Origin of the sequence: Pseudoalteromonas sp. SS15 (genome assembly GCF_049257195.1) — a bacterium.
In the GTDB taxonomy this organism is placed as follows: Bacteria; Pseudomonadota; Gammaproteobacteria; order Enterobacterales; family Alteromonadaceae; genus Pseudoalteromonas.
The window spans coordinates 1-17,188 of sequence record NZ_JBMMUD010000016.1 but is presented as its reverse complement, the minus strand read 5'-3'; the positions used below and the strand labels follow the sequence as shown (position 1 = coordinate 17,188).

At 39.7% G+C, this 17,188-nt stretch carries 7 protein-coding genes; all 7 read right to left on the bottom strand.

Going from position 1 to position 17,188, the window contains the following annotated elements; genetic code table 11:
• Positions 1-101: 101 nt before the first annotated feature.
• Positions 102-9,425, bottom strand: a complete 9,324-nt coding sequence (locus AAEU28_RS20455) for a PKD domain-containing protein (RefSeq protein WP_421965748.1) — start codon at positions 9,423-9,425, stop codon at positions 102-104.
• Positions 9,426-9,541: 116 nt separating this feature from the next.
• Positions 9,542-10,531: a hypothetical protein gene (locus AAEU28_RS20450; RefSeq protein ID WP_421965747.1), complete on the bottom strand. Its 990-nt coding sequence runs from the start codon at positions 10,529-10,531 to the stop codon at positions 9,542-9,544.
• Between the two features lie 2 nt (positions 10,532-10,533).
• Positions 10,534-11,472 (bottom strand): autotransporter outer membrane beta-barrel domain-containing protein, encoded by a 939-nt coding sequence (locus AAEU28_RS20445; protein WP_421965746.1) that lies wholly within the window; start codon positions 11,470-11,472, stop codon positions 10,534-10,536.
• A 380-nt stretch (positions 11,473-11,852) separates the two neighbouring features.
• Complete coding sequence (locus tag AAEU28_RS20440) at positions 11,853-12,914, bottom strand: OmpA family protein (protein WP_421965745.1); 1,062 nt, start codon at positions 12,912-12,914, stop codon at positions 11,853-11,855.
• Between the two features lie 125 nt (positions 12,915-13,039).
• Positions 13,040-14,830, bottom strand: a complete 1,791-nt coding sequence (locus AAEU28_RS20435; protein WP_421965744.1) for an ABC transporter ATP-binding protein — start codon at positions 14,828-14,830, stop codon at positions 13,040-13,042.
• On the bottom strand, positions 14,830-16,251 hold the full coding sequence (locus tag AAEU28_RS20430) for a protein adenylyltransferase SelO (protein ID WP_421965743.1): 1,422 nt from the start codon (positions 16,249-16,251) through the stop codon (positions 14,830-14,832). The genes AAEU28_RS20435 and AAEU28_RS20430 overlap by 1 nt, the downstream gene beginning before the upstream one ends.
• Positions 16,251-16,949 (bottom strand): DNA-3-methyladenine glycosylase I, encoded by a 699-nt coding sequence (locus tag AAEU28_RS20425; RefSeq protein ID WP_421965742.1) that lies wholly within the window; start codon positions 16,947-16,949, stop codon positions 16,251-16,253. The genes AAEU28_RS20430 and AAEU28_RS20425 overlap by 1 nt, the downstream gene beginning before the upstream one ends.
• Positions 16,950-17,188: the final 239 nt, after the last annotated feature.

Genomic DNA, 17,188 nt, shown 5'->3' with positions numbered 1-17,188 from the left:
TTTTCTTAATTTAGATGAGTTATTAGGGCATGAAAAAACGCGCCTTGAAAGGCGCGTTTTAGATACTTAATTAAGTATTGTGGTTATGAAAGCACGGCTTATTACTGCGCTACAAACTCAACCTTAATTTCACATATATCGGTTACAGGTCCAACTGTAAGCGTCGTGCCCTCTAGAGAGAACTCGCCACGACAGCCTGTTATACTCTCATTTGTCACTGTGTAATTAGTGTCGGGGTATAACCCAACCGTATTAGTGCTCTCAGGGCTAATGAAGAAATTACTCCATCCGACCCACCCATTACTTGATGATGTAATCACCACTGGATAGGCTTTGCTGTAATGAAGGTTATAATAACCTAGTTCATTTCGAAGCCTCTCAAACTCAGTGACTGTCTCATCAGATAAAGGAGTTTCAGAAAAGTGTAACCATGTGCCTGTGTCTTCAATAACTTCAATACCAGTTACAGAATTTAAATGTGTTCTTGCTGCATCAACAGATTTCAGCAGTGGATTTGCATCTAATGCTAAAGCAGTAATCGGATTATCTGAGATGCGTAAATCAACAAGCTCCACATTCTGGCTTATATCAATCCCCGTTAAATTATTGATATATAATACTAACTCTCTAAGCATACTATTAGACGTAACAGACAATTCAGTTAAGCTATTGCCATTCAACTCAAGCACTTCAAGCTGTGAAAATGACTCTGCATTAAACTTAGTTAAGTCATTATTACTTAAAACTAGCTCTTTTAAACCCGAGAATTGCGCAAGATTTAATTGTGCCAGTTCAGCATCATCAAGTTGATTATCAGATAGAGATAAACGCTCAAGTTGCTCTGGGTTTGCTAGAGTTAACGTAGTTAGTGGTAGGTCTGTATTTCGACCATATAAAGTTAGATCTTTCAAAGAGACAACTGATGATAAGTCTACTTTTGGCGTGGTTAAGTAGTTCAACTCTAAGTTAGTCAGATTAGTAAAAGCACTTAATTCAGTGAAACTTTGAATGTCATAGCCCCAACAATTTAGCGCTTTAACTTGCTCTGTCTTAATAAAGTTAGAATTATTCACACAATCCATAAGAGGCTGATTATCTGACGTGATACCAGCTTTTTCAGCAAGCGCTACTTTATCTACAAACTTGATATCTAACGTACATGCTTGAGTGATAGGTTTAACAATTAAATGGTTTGCGTCTACTAGCTCAAACTGACCATCACACCCTTCGACAGTACCTATCTCAAGGCCATCATTCGGATAAATATAAAGATCTAAGTTAGTTTCACCATCACTGTAATATTTACCATGACTTCCACCCGCTTGAGTGGTATCAAAATTCACTGTAACAGGGTAAGAAAGTGAGTAAGATATGTAATAGCCTTCACCTTTAAGTCGTTCAAACTCATCAACCATATCCTGTGTTAAAGGGTTATAGTCGAAAGTGAGACCTTGAACAGTATTTATATCAAGTGATTCAATGCCAATCACAGTGTGAATAAACGCATTGCTTGCGTTAACACGCTGAAGTGCATGGTTATTACTAATATCTAACTGACTCAACTGAGTTTGATACGCTTCTAACTCTAGAAGCTGAGTGTTCTCAGCAAGGTTTAGCTCTGTTAATGGGTTATTCCCTAAATACAACGACTGCAGTTGAACGTTTGACGTCAAATCAACCGCTGTGACTTGATTGTCTGAAATATCTAACGTTTCAAGTTCTGTGAACACTGAAGTATCAAGCTGTGTTAGCTGATTACCGCGTAAACGAAGCTCTTTTAAAGCAATGAACCTTGAAATATCTAACGTCGCTAAAGCATCATCGTTTAGACCCGCATAATTAATATCTAAAAACTCCAGCAATTCAGGGTTGGTTAGTTTTAACTCTGAAGGAGACTGCCCATACCTGAAATAAAGAGATCTCAGATTAGCCAAACCAGTTAAATCAAGCACTGATTGTTGGTTGTCATATAACTCTAACGTATGTAGATTTTCAAACTTACTTAATTCAGCAAAGCTCTCCACGTTATATACACTACAGCTAAGTGACTTAACTTGTTCTGCTTTAATATAATTTGTATTGTCCACGCACTGCGCTAATGACTCATTAGTAATGCCTGCCTTTTCTGACAATGGTGTCGCTTCTACAAACGATACGTCCAGCGTACACGCCTGTGAAATTGGGCCTACAATTAAACGGTTTGCGTCTAGTAGTTCATATTGTGACGCATCACAACCCGTAGCCGTAATTTCACCCACTTCAAAACCATCGTTTGCATATAAGTAAACTTCTCTTGTCTTGTCTTCCGATAAGAAAACTTTACTATCATACGTATAGCCATTGTCGTCGGTATTAATGGTTACCGGGTAAGCGATTGAATAATAAATATTATGGTAGTCTTCATAGTCGCGCAGACGCTCTATTTCAGCAACCATATCCTCAGACAGTGGCGTATTATTCAAATTGATATGTACCCAGTTTTTCAAGTACTCAATACCTGAAACTGATTGCAAACTTGATTCATAAGCAATCAAATCATCTAAACGTACATTGGCACTAACATCTAGTTCTGTTAATGCCGTTCTTTGTAGGTGCAACTGTCTCAAGAAGGCATTGCTCGACGTATCAAGACTAACAAGTGGGTTATTGTCGGCTTTTAACTCTTCTAAAAGCGTATTACCCGTAATCACCAACTCTTTAATGTCGTTATGATACACACTTAAGTATTCAAGCTGGGTGAGAGATGACGCATCAAACTTAACTAATTTATTATCATTAAGTTCTAAGCGTTTTAAGTTAGTTAACGCTGAAATACCTGAGTTATCAAGCGTCTCATTGGTTAAATTAAGACCATTCAACACTAATACTTCTAGTTTCTCTGACTGAGGTAACGTTAAGTTAGTTAAGTTATCGCTGTTAGACACTCTCAGAGTTGAAAGGTTAGATAATTTAGATAAATCTAATGCATCTGACTGAACATCATACACTTCAAAACTTGTCAGTGTAGTGACATTAGCTAATTCAGAGAAATCAAGAATTTCACCACCGTAGCAACCTAAGCTTTTTACTTGCTCTTTCCAGATATAACCTGAGTAATTTAAGCACGTATACAAGCCTTCATCCTGAATACCTAATTCTTTTGCAAGATCTGTAGCAGGGCCAAACTCAATTGTCAGGTCACAGCTTTGAGTATTTTCATCAAATACCAAAGTGTCGGTTTGCAATACAATTTGACTTGTGTTGAGCAGAATGTTCGCTTGGCTTGCTCTGTCTTCTGCAATACCACAGCCTGACAGGCTAGCTACTTGGAAACCGTTATTTGCATAAACTGACGTATAGTAGTTCTCGCCTTCACCTAAAATAACTTGCTGCTCTTGTACATCACCGTCATTACCTGGCTTTAAATTAACCTTATAAATACGTGAATAATACAAGTTGAAGTAGATGTCAGAAAGGTATTCAAGATCTGCCACGGCTTCGTTCGTGAATGGATTTCTCTCAAAGTATAATCCCGCCCATTTATCAGTGATATTCTCAATACCAGTAACTTCTGTGAGCTGATTCGAATTTGCATTCACATGATGTAGCTGCGTATTGTTACTGAGATCCAAGCTAGTTAGCGCATTGTCATATACTTCTAGCTCTTTTAACTCAGTGTTACCCGATACATCTAACTTGGATAACTGGTTGTAACTTACTGACAAACGTTCTAGTTGTTGCAATTGAGACACATCAAGCTCAGTCAATTGATTGTCATTTAGCTCTAACTCTTTTAGGTTCTTAAACTGAGCCAGATTCAAGCTTTCAAGCGCAATATCATCAAGTGTGCCGTATCGGATAACTAACCTAGTCAACTGCTCTGCGTTGTTAAGCGTGATCGAGTTTAATGGCATTTGATAATTATTACTTATCTCAAGCGATGTTAAATGCTCTAAAGCAGATAAATCTAAGGCTTCAACTGTAAGGTTTTGCAATTCCAATGAGTGAAGTGCAGGTAACTTTGATAGTGGACTAAAGTCTTGAATACCTTGCCAGCAGTTCAAATTCTTCACTTGCTCTTTCCAGATATAGTTCGAATTATTCAAACACTCTGTGAGTGCAACATTGTCTTCAGGAATTTCAAGCTTAGTTGCAAGTGGCACCGCTTCAGTAAACTCAACATTGATAGTACATGCTTGTGTCACTGAGGTGATTTCTAAGTGATTTGCATTCAGAAGTGTTACTTGGTCGTTTTCTGCATCACAACCTGAAATACTTGCTACTTCATACCCTTCATCTGGCTGGATATACACACTTACCGGCTCCTGACCTACAAGTACTTCAGTGTCATTCACCTGTCCATTTTCACCTGCGCTGATAGTAACTAATTGCGCAATAGAGTAATGGATATTGTTAAACCCTTCTTCTTGCTTTAAGCGCTCTAGCTCATCGACCGTTTCATCTGAAAGCGGGTTGTTATGGAACTCAAAATAACCCCATTTACGTTCGCTATTCTCTAAACCAGTAACAGTTACTAGACCTGTACTCACTGCATAAATATTGTCAATCAATGTGTTATTGCTGACATCTAGACTTTCAATATCGTTAAACGAGATACCAAGTTTTTCTAGCATTGTATTATTGCTAACATCAATCTGCGTTAATTCATTGTCAACAACCCAAAGAGAAATTAAGTCTAAGTTATTAGACAAATCAATTGATGTCAGCTCATTGTGAGAGACAGAAAGATACTGCAATTGCTCAAAGACAGATGGATCAAGCTTAGTGATAACATTGGCATCTAAGTCAAGATGTTGCAGATTGATATACTCATTCAGCTTCAAGCCTTCAAGTTGAGCATCATTCAGTCTATTACCACGCAATGACAGTGAAATAATATTTTCTGGAGCAGCCACGGTTAAGCTGTTGAATCTTTCATTGTAGCTGTAGTTGATGCTCACACTGGTTAACGCTGTTAACGCAGATAGATCGACATCAGCAATATCAATGTTATGTAAATCAATACTCTCTAAGTTAGGGAATACTGCAAGTTCAGCTAAGTTATTTATGCCATTATATTGATGATCACATTGTAGCGCTGTGACTTCATCTAAAGCCCAGAAACGTCGTTCATGTGACTGCTTATCAACACAAATCGCCAGTTCTTCATCAGTGATCGAAGCCTGCTCTGACAGTGGCGTAAACTCTTCGAAGCTTGCTGTGATTGTACAATCGCTGGTCAGGGCATCGATAACATAATCGCCACCATCTCTGTAACCATTACACCCTTCGATTGCTTTTGGTGCAAAGCCATAGTCAGGTCTGATTTCGAATCTAACTGTGTCGCCATGGCGGTATATATGATCACTGTCATACATGTCCGTTAACTTACCATTCACGTCAGACTCAATAGTCACTTCGTAGGCTGGTTTTTCTTTTACCAGTGCTACTTTATCGTCTTCTTGACAAGCAAAGCTCTGCTCATAACGACAGACTACAATTCCATTTTGATCGTTATCAACCAACTCAATTACATAGTCAGTGTCTTCTAGCGGCTCATAGTAGTTAAGTTTGCCACCAGCAAGTTCAAGGTGACGAGTTTCTTCCTCATCCAAACTTAAGAAGAATTGTGACTCCTCTTGCTCAGCGTCATATTCACTATAGAATCGCCATTCTACTGCTGAATCTGGCAGTATCTCGTATAACCAACCACCAACATTATTTTCAGTAAATTCAGCGACTTTCGTTGAATTCGTAAATTCATACGTCTGGAGTACAGCACTTCTATCTCTTAATTCACCTGAACCTCGAACATCATAAAAGTTCAGGATGCGCTCTATAAAATAGCGACTTTCATCTTGCGCAATTAAACGGTAGTCAATCTTGTAAAATAAGGCACAAGATGCTGAAGTCTGATCACAGTTTGCTTGATAAGTATTAAAATCACGGTATATGTAACGAGTATAACCGTTATCATCGAAGACACCCTGACCACCATAACTATACATCAAGCTACCAATATGACCATCTTCATAAATGATATGCCCGCTACTGGTAGCATCTTGTGCCTCACCATAAGCATAATATCGCGCACCAACAAAGTTGTCTTTGGTAATAGCAATATCACCGCGCTCTACCATTAACGCAGCACCCGACGCAATTAAACGACCTTCACTGTCAAACTCTTTGGCGATAGCCTGTAAGCCAACACTGATATCTTTTGTATTAACCAGCTGAACTTGATTACCATCTTCTAAGTTAAAGGTCAGAACATCATTCTCATCAATTGACCAAGTGGCCATTTCAGTTTCAGACTCTTCAATACTACGAACTTCTGCGCTACCGTCTGCGGCAAATTTAATCGCAACAACATCATCAAATACCGATAAGCTCCACTCTTTACCCTCAAGTTCAGGGAAAGGGACACCTAACTCACTAGTATTAAATGCGAACGTATTAAAGCTACTTGGGCGAGCCTCTACATCAGTTGGTTGACCATCTTGGGAGTTATAGCGAGTTATATTGGCAGTAAACTCGTACTCTTGTGCTTTTGCATCAACAATTTCGAATTCAATGCTCTCAAGTACTTCTTTCCAGCTTCTATAATCAGGAAAATAATCACTATTATTTATAACTAGTTCGTCAATTGGCGAAACCTTAATTGCACCATCTTCTTCGCTCCATAGCGCATCGACCGAATAGTTTGAACTTGACAAAATCGCGGTGCCATCGTTTTTCAGAGTCACTTGATAAACACTGCTGCGATAGTAGTCTGGATTGTAGAAGGTTAAGTCACTGATCACGCCATCACTCGATGCGTCAGCCTCTTTAAAGCTAACATCAACTTGACAGTTTTCGGTGAGTTCACCAATTAGGTATTGTCTACCCTGCAGCGTTCCATTACAGCCTGTGACCTGATCAATGGCAAAACCAAAATCAGGTAAAATTGACAATGCAATATGCTCGTCATAAAGCAGCTCAGCCTGCTCTGGCGTCACTTTACCGTTCTCACCTACATTGGTTTCGACCGTAAAGCTCGGTTTAGCAGTGTTGAGTGTTAATAGGTTTGTGTCTGAATCACAGCCTTTAGACTTATCGAAAAGACACACAGATAATGAACCGGCCTCATAGCCTTCTAATGAAATGCGATATGTAACGCCATCGATATAGGTGTATTCAAGCGTGCCTTCAACGAGTTGTGCGACATAAGTTACGCCATCAATGGTCACACTATAGCTATTATCAGCGTTTGGCGAGATAGATAGCTCTGCGTATTTTTCCCCATCGAAGTAATTTAATGTGGCATCAAATGCCAACATTTCATCTTCGAATTCATCATATGCAAGATCTGTCTTTTCATATATATACAGCCCTGCATCTGACAACTCTAATTCGCCTAGGCTGTTTGCACGCCACTCTTGGTGATAACCAAACCAGATTTCGTCATCCGTATTCAGAATTTCTAGTTCGCTTCTGTAGTAGGCCGTACAGTTTTCTTCGCTGGTATCACAGAAATCTACGTTTTCACCATCAAGGCTATAAACACCGCGATGAATGACGTCATCTTCAACCCTAGCCACTATTGGTGTACGGTTTAAACCGGCTTCCACACTTAGATCTGGTAAAATATTGACATCATAGTCGTCCATTGTATGGCCTAAACCAACTCGCCAACGACCAACAATATTTTCCTCATTGATTTCGATGTCATCTAGCTTAACAAAAAGACCATAGAAAGTTTCTTTCTTACCGCTGTCGTCTAAACCAACCGCTTGATAAACTTCGTCTTCTTTCCACTCTTTAGTGAGCCAGAAAGTAATAACCTGTTCAGTGCCTTCATCGTTGTAGGTAATGGTTAATTGGCCATTTGCATCAAGCGTCCAACCTAAAGTAGAGCCATCTTCGTCAGAAATATTACCTTCAGAGTCAATCGTAAAAACGAATACTTCATCGTCTTGCTGGTTGTCATTGAAGCTTTGAATTGCCCATGTGCCTTGCCATGCCTGCGCATCAAGCGCAAAGGTCTCTGATTTTTTGAAAAGATTCGCTACGCCTAAAAGAGGACCGGAACTGATAACGCTTTTTTGTTCACCGTTTTCGTACTGTTCGACATCAGCCTTACTGATTTCAATAACTGTGAACGCATCTTTATCTTCTAGTAACGAAAACTCGAGTGATGAGAGTCTCTTCTCGTGCTTTTTAGCTCCATCAGTCCAACTGTCAAGCAGCAGATTGTCTTCCGTTAAGTCAACCTTTACTACACCGTCGATGACTTCCCATGTAGTATTTACAGCTTGGCTAGCTGAAATAACCGCTTCACCAGAAGTCGCACCTTCATCTGCACCGTTTAAGGTAAGGTGGATTGCTCGGTTATTATACGCACGTGGCTTATTAATAATAAAGTCACCAAGTAAGCTTCCTGACACGGCTTCAAGTAGCTCTTCATCTTCTTTGATGTCTTTAAGTGCTTTTTCTAAAACTTCAGGTTGAGTTTTCTGAATTTCAGTTTTTGTTTTTTCTGCATTCTCTTCGCTTGTAACAAGGTCAAGCGTTGATTTAACGTCATCAGGTAGTTCAACACCATAATCAACAACCGTTTTGATCAACGCTGCTAATTCTAATTTTTCTTGCGCATCGATACCTTTTAGGCGGTTTTCTAACTCAGCTTCATTTTGTGGTGCTCCACCATCACGCTGTAGTAGCGCATACTCAGCTGTTGATACGTTAGTAACATTAACCGCAAAGCTTTCTTCTTTTGTTAAAACAGCGTCATCACCCGCCAAGTTTTGCAGTGTGTTGGTTGAAGGCAACTGAGATTTAAACTCAACAAATGCTTTTGTCGAGTCTGGCTGACCCTTAGCTGTTAAAGTAACAAGCTGATCAACTTCACTTTCATCCACGATGGCAGTAATTGAATAAGCGCCTTTGTCATCCGCTTGAGCATCCACAGTGCTATTACCCGCAGTCACTGTGACTAATGCATTTTCAATTGGCCCGTCGGTTACAATACCTGTGATCGTCACACTGGAAACTTTACGCTTAATTGTGACCGATTGAGTTGAAGAAGCCGTGTCGCCGTCATCATCGGTGACAGTTACCGTGAAGCCTACTGTTATATCCTCTGATATATCAGGCACGGTGAAAGTCGCAGACTCTGAATCTGTATTTTCAGGTTTTAAATCTAATTGAGAATCATGTGTCCAAGAAAAAGACTCAACAGAACCATCTTCATCACTTGCCGTTGCCTTCAGTGTAAAGGCAACTTGCTCTTTGGCCTCTGTCAGTGCCTCTATGGTGACGGTCGGTTTTTTATTTTCAGGGGCCGGAGGCGGGGTACCGCCACCACTAGAATCAGGAGTATCATCACTCCCTCCTCCACAGCCTGTGAGCATTAAACTTGTCGATAACAAGCTCAGTGCGAACTTTCTTGATAGATGCATACGCATTGTGGTCTCCATTTCCAAATATGTATGCAAGGGCAAATTCCATATCAATAGAATTTGTAAGTCCCTTTGCAAATATATTTTATATTGTTATGAAATTATTGAAGTATTTTAAATTATTATAATGCTTTTTTCAGTTCATTTAATTGATCTGAAAAGCTTAAATGTCTTAAGTCTCCCAACCCAGCTTTTTGAGTTAGTTGAAATAATTGTGTTTCAAGCGCCAGAAGTTGTGCCTCTACACTTTCGCTCTTAAGTGCCTGCTCTCGAGATTTATGCTCAGAGAAAAGGCTGTTAATACGTTGTATTTGCAGCTCAGCAAGTCGCGTTTTATCTTTAATCCCGTCATAGTCTCGAACATTATTTCTTGCAAAAGCTTGGGCTGTTTCGGCTGTGCCTTTTACATCGGCATATACAGATGGCAAAACCTCTGATTTTTCTGAATTAGCTAATGACTTTAATTGTGAAAACACTTCGCCTAAATAAAACTGCTCTACAGCATCTTGTTCTAGGTTATGTAGGCGCTGACTAAATTCAGGTAGATACTCTTCAACTTTGGCTTGTTCACCTTCAATTAAAAGCGCTTTCAATTCATCATGGCGCTCAACTAATTGTGTATATTGTTTCGAAAAGTTCTTTTGCGTTTCAATATTGTCCAAAACCAAAAAGTGAGCTCTGATCGGTTCTAGAACAGCAACAATGGCATTTTTTGAATTCTCAGCACTTGTGATCAACGCAATGATATTTTGTGACTGCTCCATGACTTCGTCAGCAACCGTATTCGAAGAAAATAAAGATGCTTTATCTAAAGCCCTTTCAGGCTTAGCCTGAAGCTCAGCAAACTCTTCTTGTAAATCACTCCAGATTTTCTTGGCATCTTGAACGCGCTCGGGATCATAATCACTTAATGATTGAGACGAAGCATTTTGCATCGCTGTTTGCGCTGATCTGTAAGCCTCCTGCGCTTTGCTATAGGCTGCTTGAACTTGTGCTTGATCGACTTGTTTACTGCCGACTAAATCACCTAACCCTCCAGGTACAGCATCGAGTGTTTTACAACCTGACAGGGACAAAGCGGTTATGGCCACAACAATCGCTGTTCTTCTCATTTTTAATAGCTCCATTGTACACCTGCTGAAATTGATACATTTTCAAATTTAATATTTGGTACTGTTCTTCGACGACCATCTACTTCTTCTGAAATTTTATCGCGCTCTTTATATTGCGCATCTACGCCAACCATCAATGCAATATGGTCCATAAGTTGATAACGTACACCCGCTCTGCCCATTACTCCCCAACCATTGAAGCTATCTGTTAGTGTCACAGATTCAATACTGGTATTTTGAGTTCGAGAGTAAAATGGCGTGCTTATTTCTGTTTCTGCATACCAACTCACATTATTGAAAGTGTCGGCCAAACGGCTATCGTAACGAATGCCTACAGCACCTAATATACCCATTTGGTCTTCGGTAATAGAAACAACCGGTGTTAAATAATTCGGATTGTTGGCAAGAATATCTGTAGCCTCTTTGCGCTGTCCTGGTAAATCAAACCTTGGTAAATCATCTCCCTCACCTAGCGCTTTTAAAGCTTCATCAAAACTGTTTGCACCAGCCCCTAGTTTAAAGCTTGAACGCGTAAAGCTAGACGTATGAATACGTGTTCCAAAAGTTAGCTGCACTGATTTGCTTAAGTTATATGCCATAGACAAAGCAATTTCATTCGCTTTAATTTTAAAGTCATTTTGTTGAACATCACCAAACTCCTCAGCCGTCCATACTTCAGTATCAATAGACGTTGCAATAGTTGCGGCACTGGCAATATAAAACCCCCAGTCATCGTCAATACCAGTATAAGAAAGCTGACGAATAGCAGGGTTAGTAACAGAAGCCTTTTGTTTTAAATCAGTAATACCTGCAACATTGTCTAATTGCTCGCTATAGTCGACGGACTCGAAACCTAAACGCACTTCGCTAAAAGATGGATTTGGAGCAGCAACGGCAGAAGTTGAAAGTAGAATGCTAGAAAGGAGAAAAGCCTTTTTCATAATTAAACCTTGAGCTGAAAGTGAGTAATTCAAGGTTAAGTGTAGCTCAATCCCTGATTACAACTTATTACATTTGTTGAACAATTTTAATACACCCAAGCACTTAGTCAAGAAAGATTATTAACAGAAGCTTAATAAAGTAAGACAGCCCGAATACGCTTACATCAATAATTAAGTCATTGATGGTAACTGAACAAAGTCGCGCCAACCCTTTCAATGGTCACCATATCGTATAAAAGAAACATAATTTTGATAATGTTATTGTTAGCTTCTTACTCAAACAAGTTGCTTATTTAGAGTTTTAAACTTATACAACCTGAAAATGTTGTACAAAAAAAGCCAGCATAAGCTGGCTTTAGTATTTATAAGTGCATTTTATTTTAGCGCTTCACTTTTACACGTTTAACCGAAATTAATTTCGCTTCTACACGTCTATTTTGTGCATGTGCTTCTTCCGTGTTAGCTGTATTTTTTAAACGCTCTTCCCCGTAACCAATGGCACTTACTCGACTTGCATCAATACCTTCTGAGATTAATTGCTTCGCAACTGAATCTGCACGCTTTTGAGAAAGCCATTTATTATATTCTGCCTTACCAACTGCAGATGTGTGTCCTTCTAAACGTACCGTTGTCTCAGGGAATTCATTTAAGAACTTCACTACTGCATCAATGTCATCCAAATATTGCTGAGAAACAGCTGAGTTATTATTTGGGAAGCGAACTAATAAACTCACTGTCACTTCTTCATCTTTATAAAGTGAACAGCCACTTGCGTCCACTGCGTCTGTCATTGGCGTATTAGCACAGCGATCTTCAGCATCAATGATGCCATCTTTGTCTGCATCTTTAGGAGCTTGAACAACAGGTTTTGGTTCAGGCTTAGCAATTGGTGCTGGTGCAGGTGCTGCTTTAACAGGCTTTGAAGAAGTAGCGCCAAACGCATAGTTAATACCTAATTTTGCACCTACATCTGTATAACCGCGATCTAAACCTTGGTAAAGTGCTGTTTCAGCATTTACAAATAAGTTATCAGTTAAATGATGACGATAACCTGCACCTACATTAGCAAATGTATTTGATGTAAAAGCATCGATTGATTTAAGACCAAACAACGCATAGAAAGGACCCCCATCAAAATGATAAAGTCCATCAACACCAAAGCGATCGCCACTTAAAGAACCAGTTCTTGAACCGGACAAATCAAAATCCATATCAGCGTATTCTAAACGCGCACTCCAATAGTCGTTAAAACGATAACCTAGCTCTGCACCCCATGATGTTGAGTCGTCAACATTTACACCCGCTGCATCTCGCATTTGTTGCCACTTTGCTTTGTAGTAATCGCCGAAGACACCAAGGTATACACCTTCCTTTTGCTCTTTAGCATTAACTGCTGATGTAGCTAGAATAGCTACTGCAAGGCTTAGCATTCTTAATTTCATTGTCATTCCCCGTTTATCATAATGGTAAGCGACTCAGTTCATCGCTTGTGTGTGATTATAGTAGAAGAGCCAAGCTTAATCTTTACTTAATACTTTAATATTAAATTGTTCATTCAACATTCACATTACAATTGGTGAGAAAATAGCGTCTGATATAAACCTTCTTGCCTTATCAGTGTGTTATGCTCACCGAACGCTGATACTTCACCATCATCTAATACATAGATCAAATCAGCTTGAGCAATTGCGCTTAGCCTATGAGCAATAATCAGAGTTGTTCGATTTTTTAAAAACTGAGTTAAGTTGCGATGAATTTTTGCTTCGGTCTCTATATCTAATGCTGATGTAGCTTCATCTAAAATAACCACTTTAGGATCTGCCAATACCATTCTAGCGATTGCTAAGCGCTGTTTTTGACCACCTGATAAACGCACTCCATTACGGCCAATTAAAGCATCTAGTTGTTCATCTAGTTTTTCTATGGTTTCAGTTAGCTCAGCAGTGGCCAAAGCTTGCCACAATTGCTCATCAGTAAACTGACTGCCCATTGATAAATTTTCTCTCACTGAGGCATTAAGCATAACGGGCTGTTGCAGTACGGTCGCCACATGCTCTCTGACTTGTAGATAACCAATTTTCTCTATTTGCTTATCATCAATAAAAATACTACCAGATTGCTTCTCATATAAACCTAATAGCAATTGCACTAACGTTGACTTACCGCCGCCAGAAACAGCGACAACCGCCACTTTCTTACCCGCAGGAATATGCATAGAAACGTTTTTTAGTACCGGTTGCTCACTGTGATAACCAAAGTGAACCTGCTCAAAACGAATATCCACTTGCGGATTTTTAAATGCTTGAACACTTGGAGTAGTTGCCGGTTTCTCCGTTTCAAAGGCAAATACTTGATTCAAACGCTGCAATGCAGCGGATGCACCATAATAGGCATACTGCATGCCTAATAGCTCTTGTACTGGTCCCATCATAAACCAGAGGTAGCCAAACACCGCGAAAATTTGCCCTACAGTTAGGTCTGCAAATACCACCATGATCATCGCGATAGCTCTAAATACTTCAAAACCAAGAAGGAAAATAGTGAAACTAAGACGACTGACAGCATCCGTCTTCCATTGAGATTGAACAGAATAATACTTTAAATCTTTTGCTGTCGCTTTTACTTGCTCGAAATATTTTCCTTCACGGCGAATTGCTTTTAACTGCGCAATCGCATCTAAAGTTTCGACCAGTGAAGATTGAAATGCCTCAAATGCACCATTTTCTTTTTTCTTGAGATCTTTTACCCGCTTTCCAAACTGTCTAGAAAAATAAATAACTGCAGGGTTCAACAGTAGAATAATAGCCCCTAATGTTAAGTCTATCCAAAGCAAAATCACCGCAGTGCCTATGATAGTTAACAAACTAATTAGAAACCGTGACATGGTTTGACTGATAAAGTTATCGAGTGTTTCGACATCTGTAATGCAGCGCGAACTGATCGCACCACCACCTTGAGTTTCATATTCCTTGAGTTGCACGAGTGGTAAATGATTTAACAACAAGCTACGAACTTGAAAACTGATGTCTTTTCCAATAATCGTAAATTGTCGAGATTGCAGAACACCCAACACCAACGCAGATAAGCGCATCAGCACAACACTCAATAACACAAAGAGAATATAGCCAACTGCATTTTGTGCAGAATCGGGCAAAAGTGTATTCATAAACTCAATAGCTGCCCCAGGCTTTTCAAGTAGTACTTCATCTACTAATAAAGGCATCATTAAGGGAATAGGCACACTAACTAGTGCAGCCAGCAGCGCAATGATATGGGCATAAATAAGCGACTTACGATGTGCAAGCACACCCTGTTTGATTGTTTGCCAAGTTAGTGGCTCGCCAGAACTTATTTGCATTATGTACCACAGAAAGTTTGATAGGTTTCAGGTTTCGAATGACGCGCAGTAAATACTGGGTCATATTCTTGATAATCATATGGGTTATTTAACATGGGTAGCCACTTTTCAAGTAAAGGGCTGTGTCCTTTTTCATAAAATTCCCCTATAACTCGTTCGACTAATTCATTACGAGGAACAATGGCCGGGTTTGCCTTGGACATCAAAGTAGCCGCCTCGACAGCATCAATCACTGAAATCCTAGTTTGCCATTTTACTAACCATTCGTTCAATTCTGCAGGAAGCGTAAACAGTCCTTCTTTGTTTATTGCCAATGAAGTCAATGCAGCAAAAGTATTGGTGTAATCTAGCTGGTGATTCTTCATTAACACCAACAACTCCGAGAGTAGCTCACTATCTGAATCACGCCAATCTGGTAACCCTAATTTCTGTGCCCACATAGTATGATAGGCTGCGTTGAAAGACTTAGAAAAATCACTCAGCACATCAGTCAATTTTTCGAGCGCTTGCTCTTCATCACACGCCATAATTAACATCAGAGATTCTGCTAAACGTGCGCAATTCCAGTGGGCGATATTTGGTTGCTGACCAAATGCGTAGCGACCTTGTTTATCTATAGAGCTGAATACAGCATTGAAATCGAAAGCCTCAAGCATAGCGCACGGTCCAAAGTCGATGGTCTCGCCAGACACCAAACAATTATCGGTATTCATAACACCATGAATAAAGCCCACTCTTAACCAATCAATAATCAATGAGATTTGGCTGTTACAAACATGCTTTAAGAAATCACATACTCTATCATCGCCTTCTGATTGAATTTGTGGGTAATGCCGTTTAATCGCAAGTTCTAATAATCGTTCCATGCCCGATTTATCTTGCTGTAACGCTAAATACTGAAAAGAACCAACCCGTATATGGCTAGATGCCACGCGGCAAACTACCGCACCAGGCACATAGCCCTGCCTGTAAACATCATTACCTGTTGTGATTACGGACAAACATTCTGTCGTTTTAATCCCAAGTGACTGAACAGCTTGGCTCATCACAAACTCTCGCACTGCTGGACCAAGTGCACAAAGCCCATCACCGCCACGAGAAAATGGTGTTGCCCCAGAGCCTTTTAATTGTAAATCAAAAAGATTCTTACCCTGAGTAGTTCCTAGATAGTGCGCTCTACCATCTCCAAGTGTCGGATTGAAATGACCAAATTGATGACCTGAATAAGCTAATGCAGATGCTGGGATCCCCTCAACGCAACTTGAGCCTGAAAGGTAGGAGATCATTTCTTCTTCTGTCCAATTTAACTCTAATCTTTCAAACAGCTCTTTGTTAAATAAAACGAGTTTGGTTGAACTTGGCTGAGCCATAGGGTAATCAACAGCAAAGCCTTCTGTAATTGCCGCATAATCATTCTGCATTATTCACCCCCATCTACATTAACGTAGTTATCACCAACACTATAAGCAATAAGCTGGCTTAGCGCAGTTAAAGACCACCCACTTTCTTCTACTAGCTTATTAAAAAAAGACTGAATTGCAGTAAGGGATTTCTTTGTTTGCAAACCACCATCAATGATTTTGTGTGCTCTAAGATAAGACTCTACATCTCGTGACAAAATAAATGTATCTTTACCCATCGCACGTAATGCGTAAGGCCCTGTGTTACCACCTAATCGCGCACCCTGTTTCTTTAGTTCAGCCCAAAGGCCAATAATATTATCTTCAGGCCATTCAGCGATAAACTTTGCAAATGAACCGTGCTTTTGTGCAATTTCATAGATCATGTAGCAATTATGCGGAATCGTTTGTACTTTTTTGAAGTTACGGATGATCCGCTCATCCTGTGACTTTTCTTCTAGTTGCTCAGGCGACATCATCAGTAGCGCATCGATATCAAACTGCCAAAAAACCTCTTTAAAACCAGGCCACTTTGCATTGATCACTGACCAATAAAAACCACTTTGGAATACTTTCTTAGTAAATGCTTCAAGCCAAAGTGAATCTGAATGTGACAACAGCTGTTGCCGTGTGAGGGGTGCAGATATCAACAACCTCAAATTTTGCTCACCTAATTTTCTTTCACATGCTCTTTGATAAATCTCTTTGAAGGATTCCAAACCAATACCTGTCTATTAATTAAAACGCTTAATACGCTGAAGATCTCTAATGTGTTTAATGATAAAGGAATTAAGTGCAAATAGATGCAAAATTAGCGACTGCGAACGCAGTGAGTGCGCTTCTTTTGCGCAAGTATAGTGCGAAAGGTTTATGACAAGCGCGCAGCGCTTACATTCTTTTCGCGCAAGGTGAACTGAATTAGTTTAACTGAAGTTGAGGGTTTAGTTATTTACGCGTG

What these genes read in the sequence shown, in the direction of transcription:
- AAEU28_RS20435 (WP_421965744.1), bottom strand. Translation starts at nt 14,830, where the DNA reads ATGCAAATAAGTTCTGGCGAGCCACTAACTTGGCAAACAATCAAACAG.
- AAEU28_RS20440 (WP_421965745.1), bottom strand. Translation starts at nt 12,914, where the DNA reads ATGAAATTAAGAATGCTAAGCCTTGCAGTAGCTATTCTAGCTACATCA.
- AAEU28_RS20455 (WP_421965748.1), bottom strand. Translation starts at nt 9,425, where the DNA reads ATGCGTATGCATCTATCAAGAAAGTTCGCACTGAGCTTGTTATCGACA.
- AAEU28_RS20450 (WP_421965747.1), bottom strand. Translation starts at nt 10,531, where the DNA reads ATGAGAAGAACAGCGATTGTTGTGGCCATAACCGCTTTGTCCCTGTCA.
- AAEU28_RS20445 (WP_421965746.1), bottom strand. Translation starts at nt 11,472, where the DNA reads ATGAAAAAGGCTTTTCTCCTTTCTAGCATTCTACTTTCAACTTCTGCC.
- AAEU28_RS20430 (WP_421965743.1), bottom strand. Translation starts at nt 16,251, where the DNA reads ATGCAGAATGATTATGCGGCAATTACAGAAGGCTTTGCTGTTGATTAC.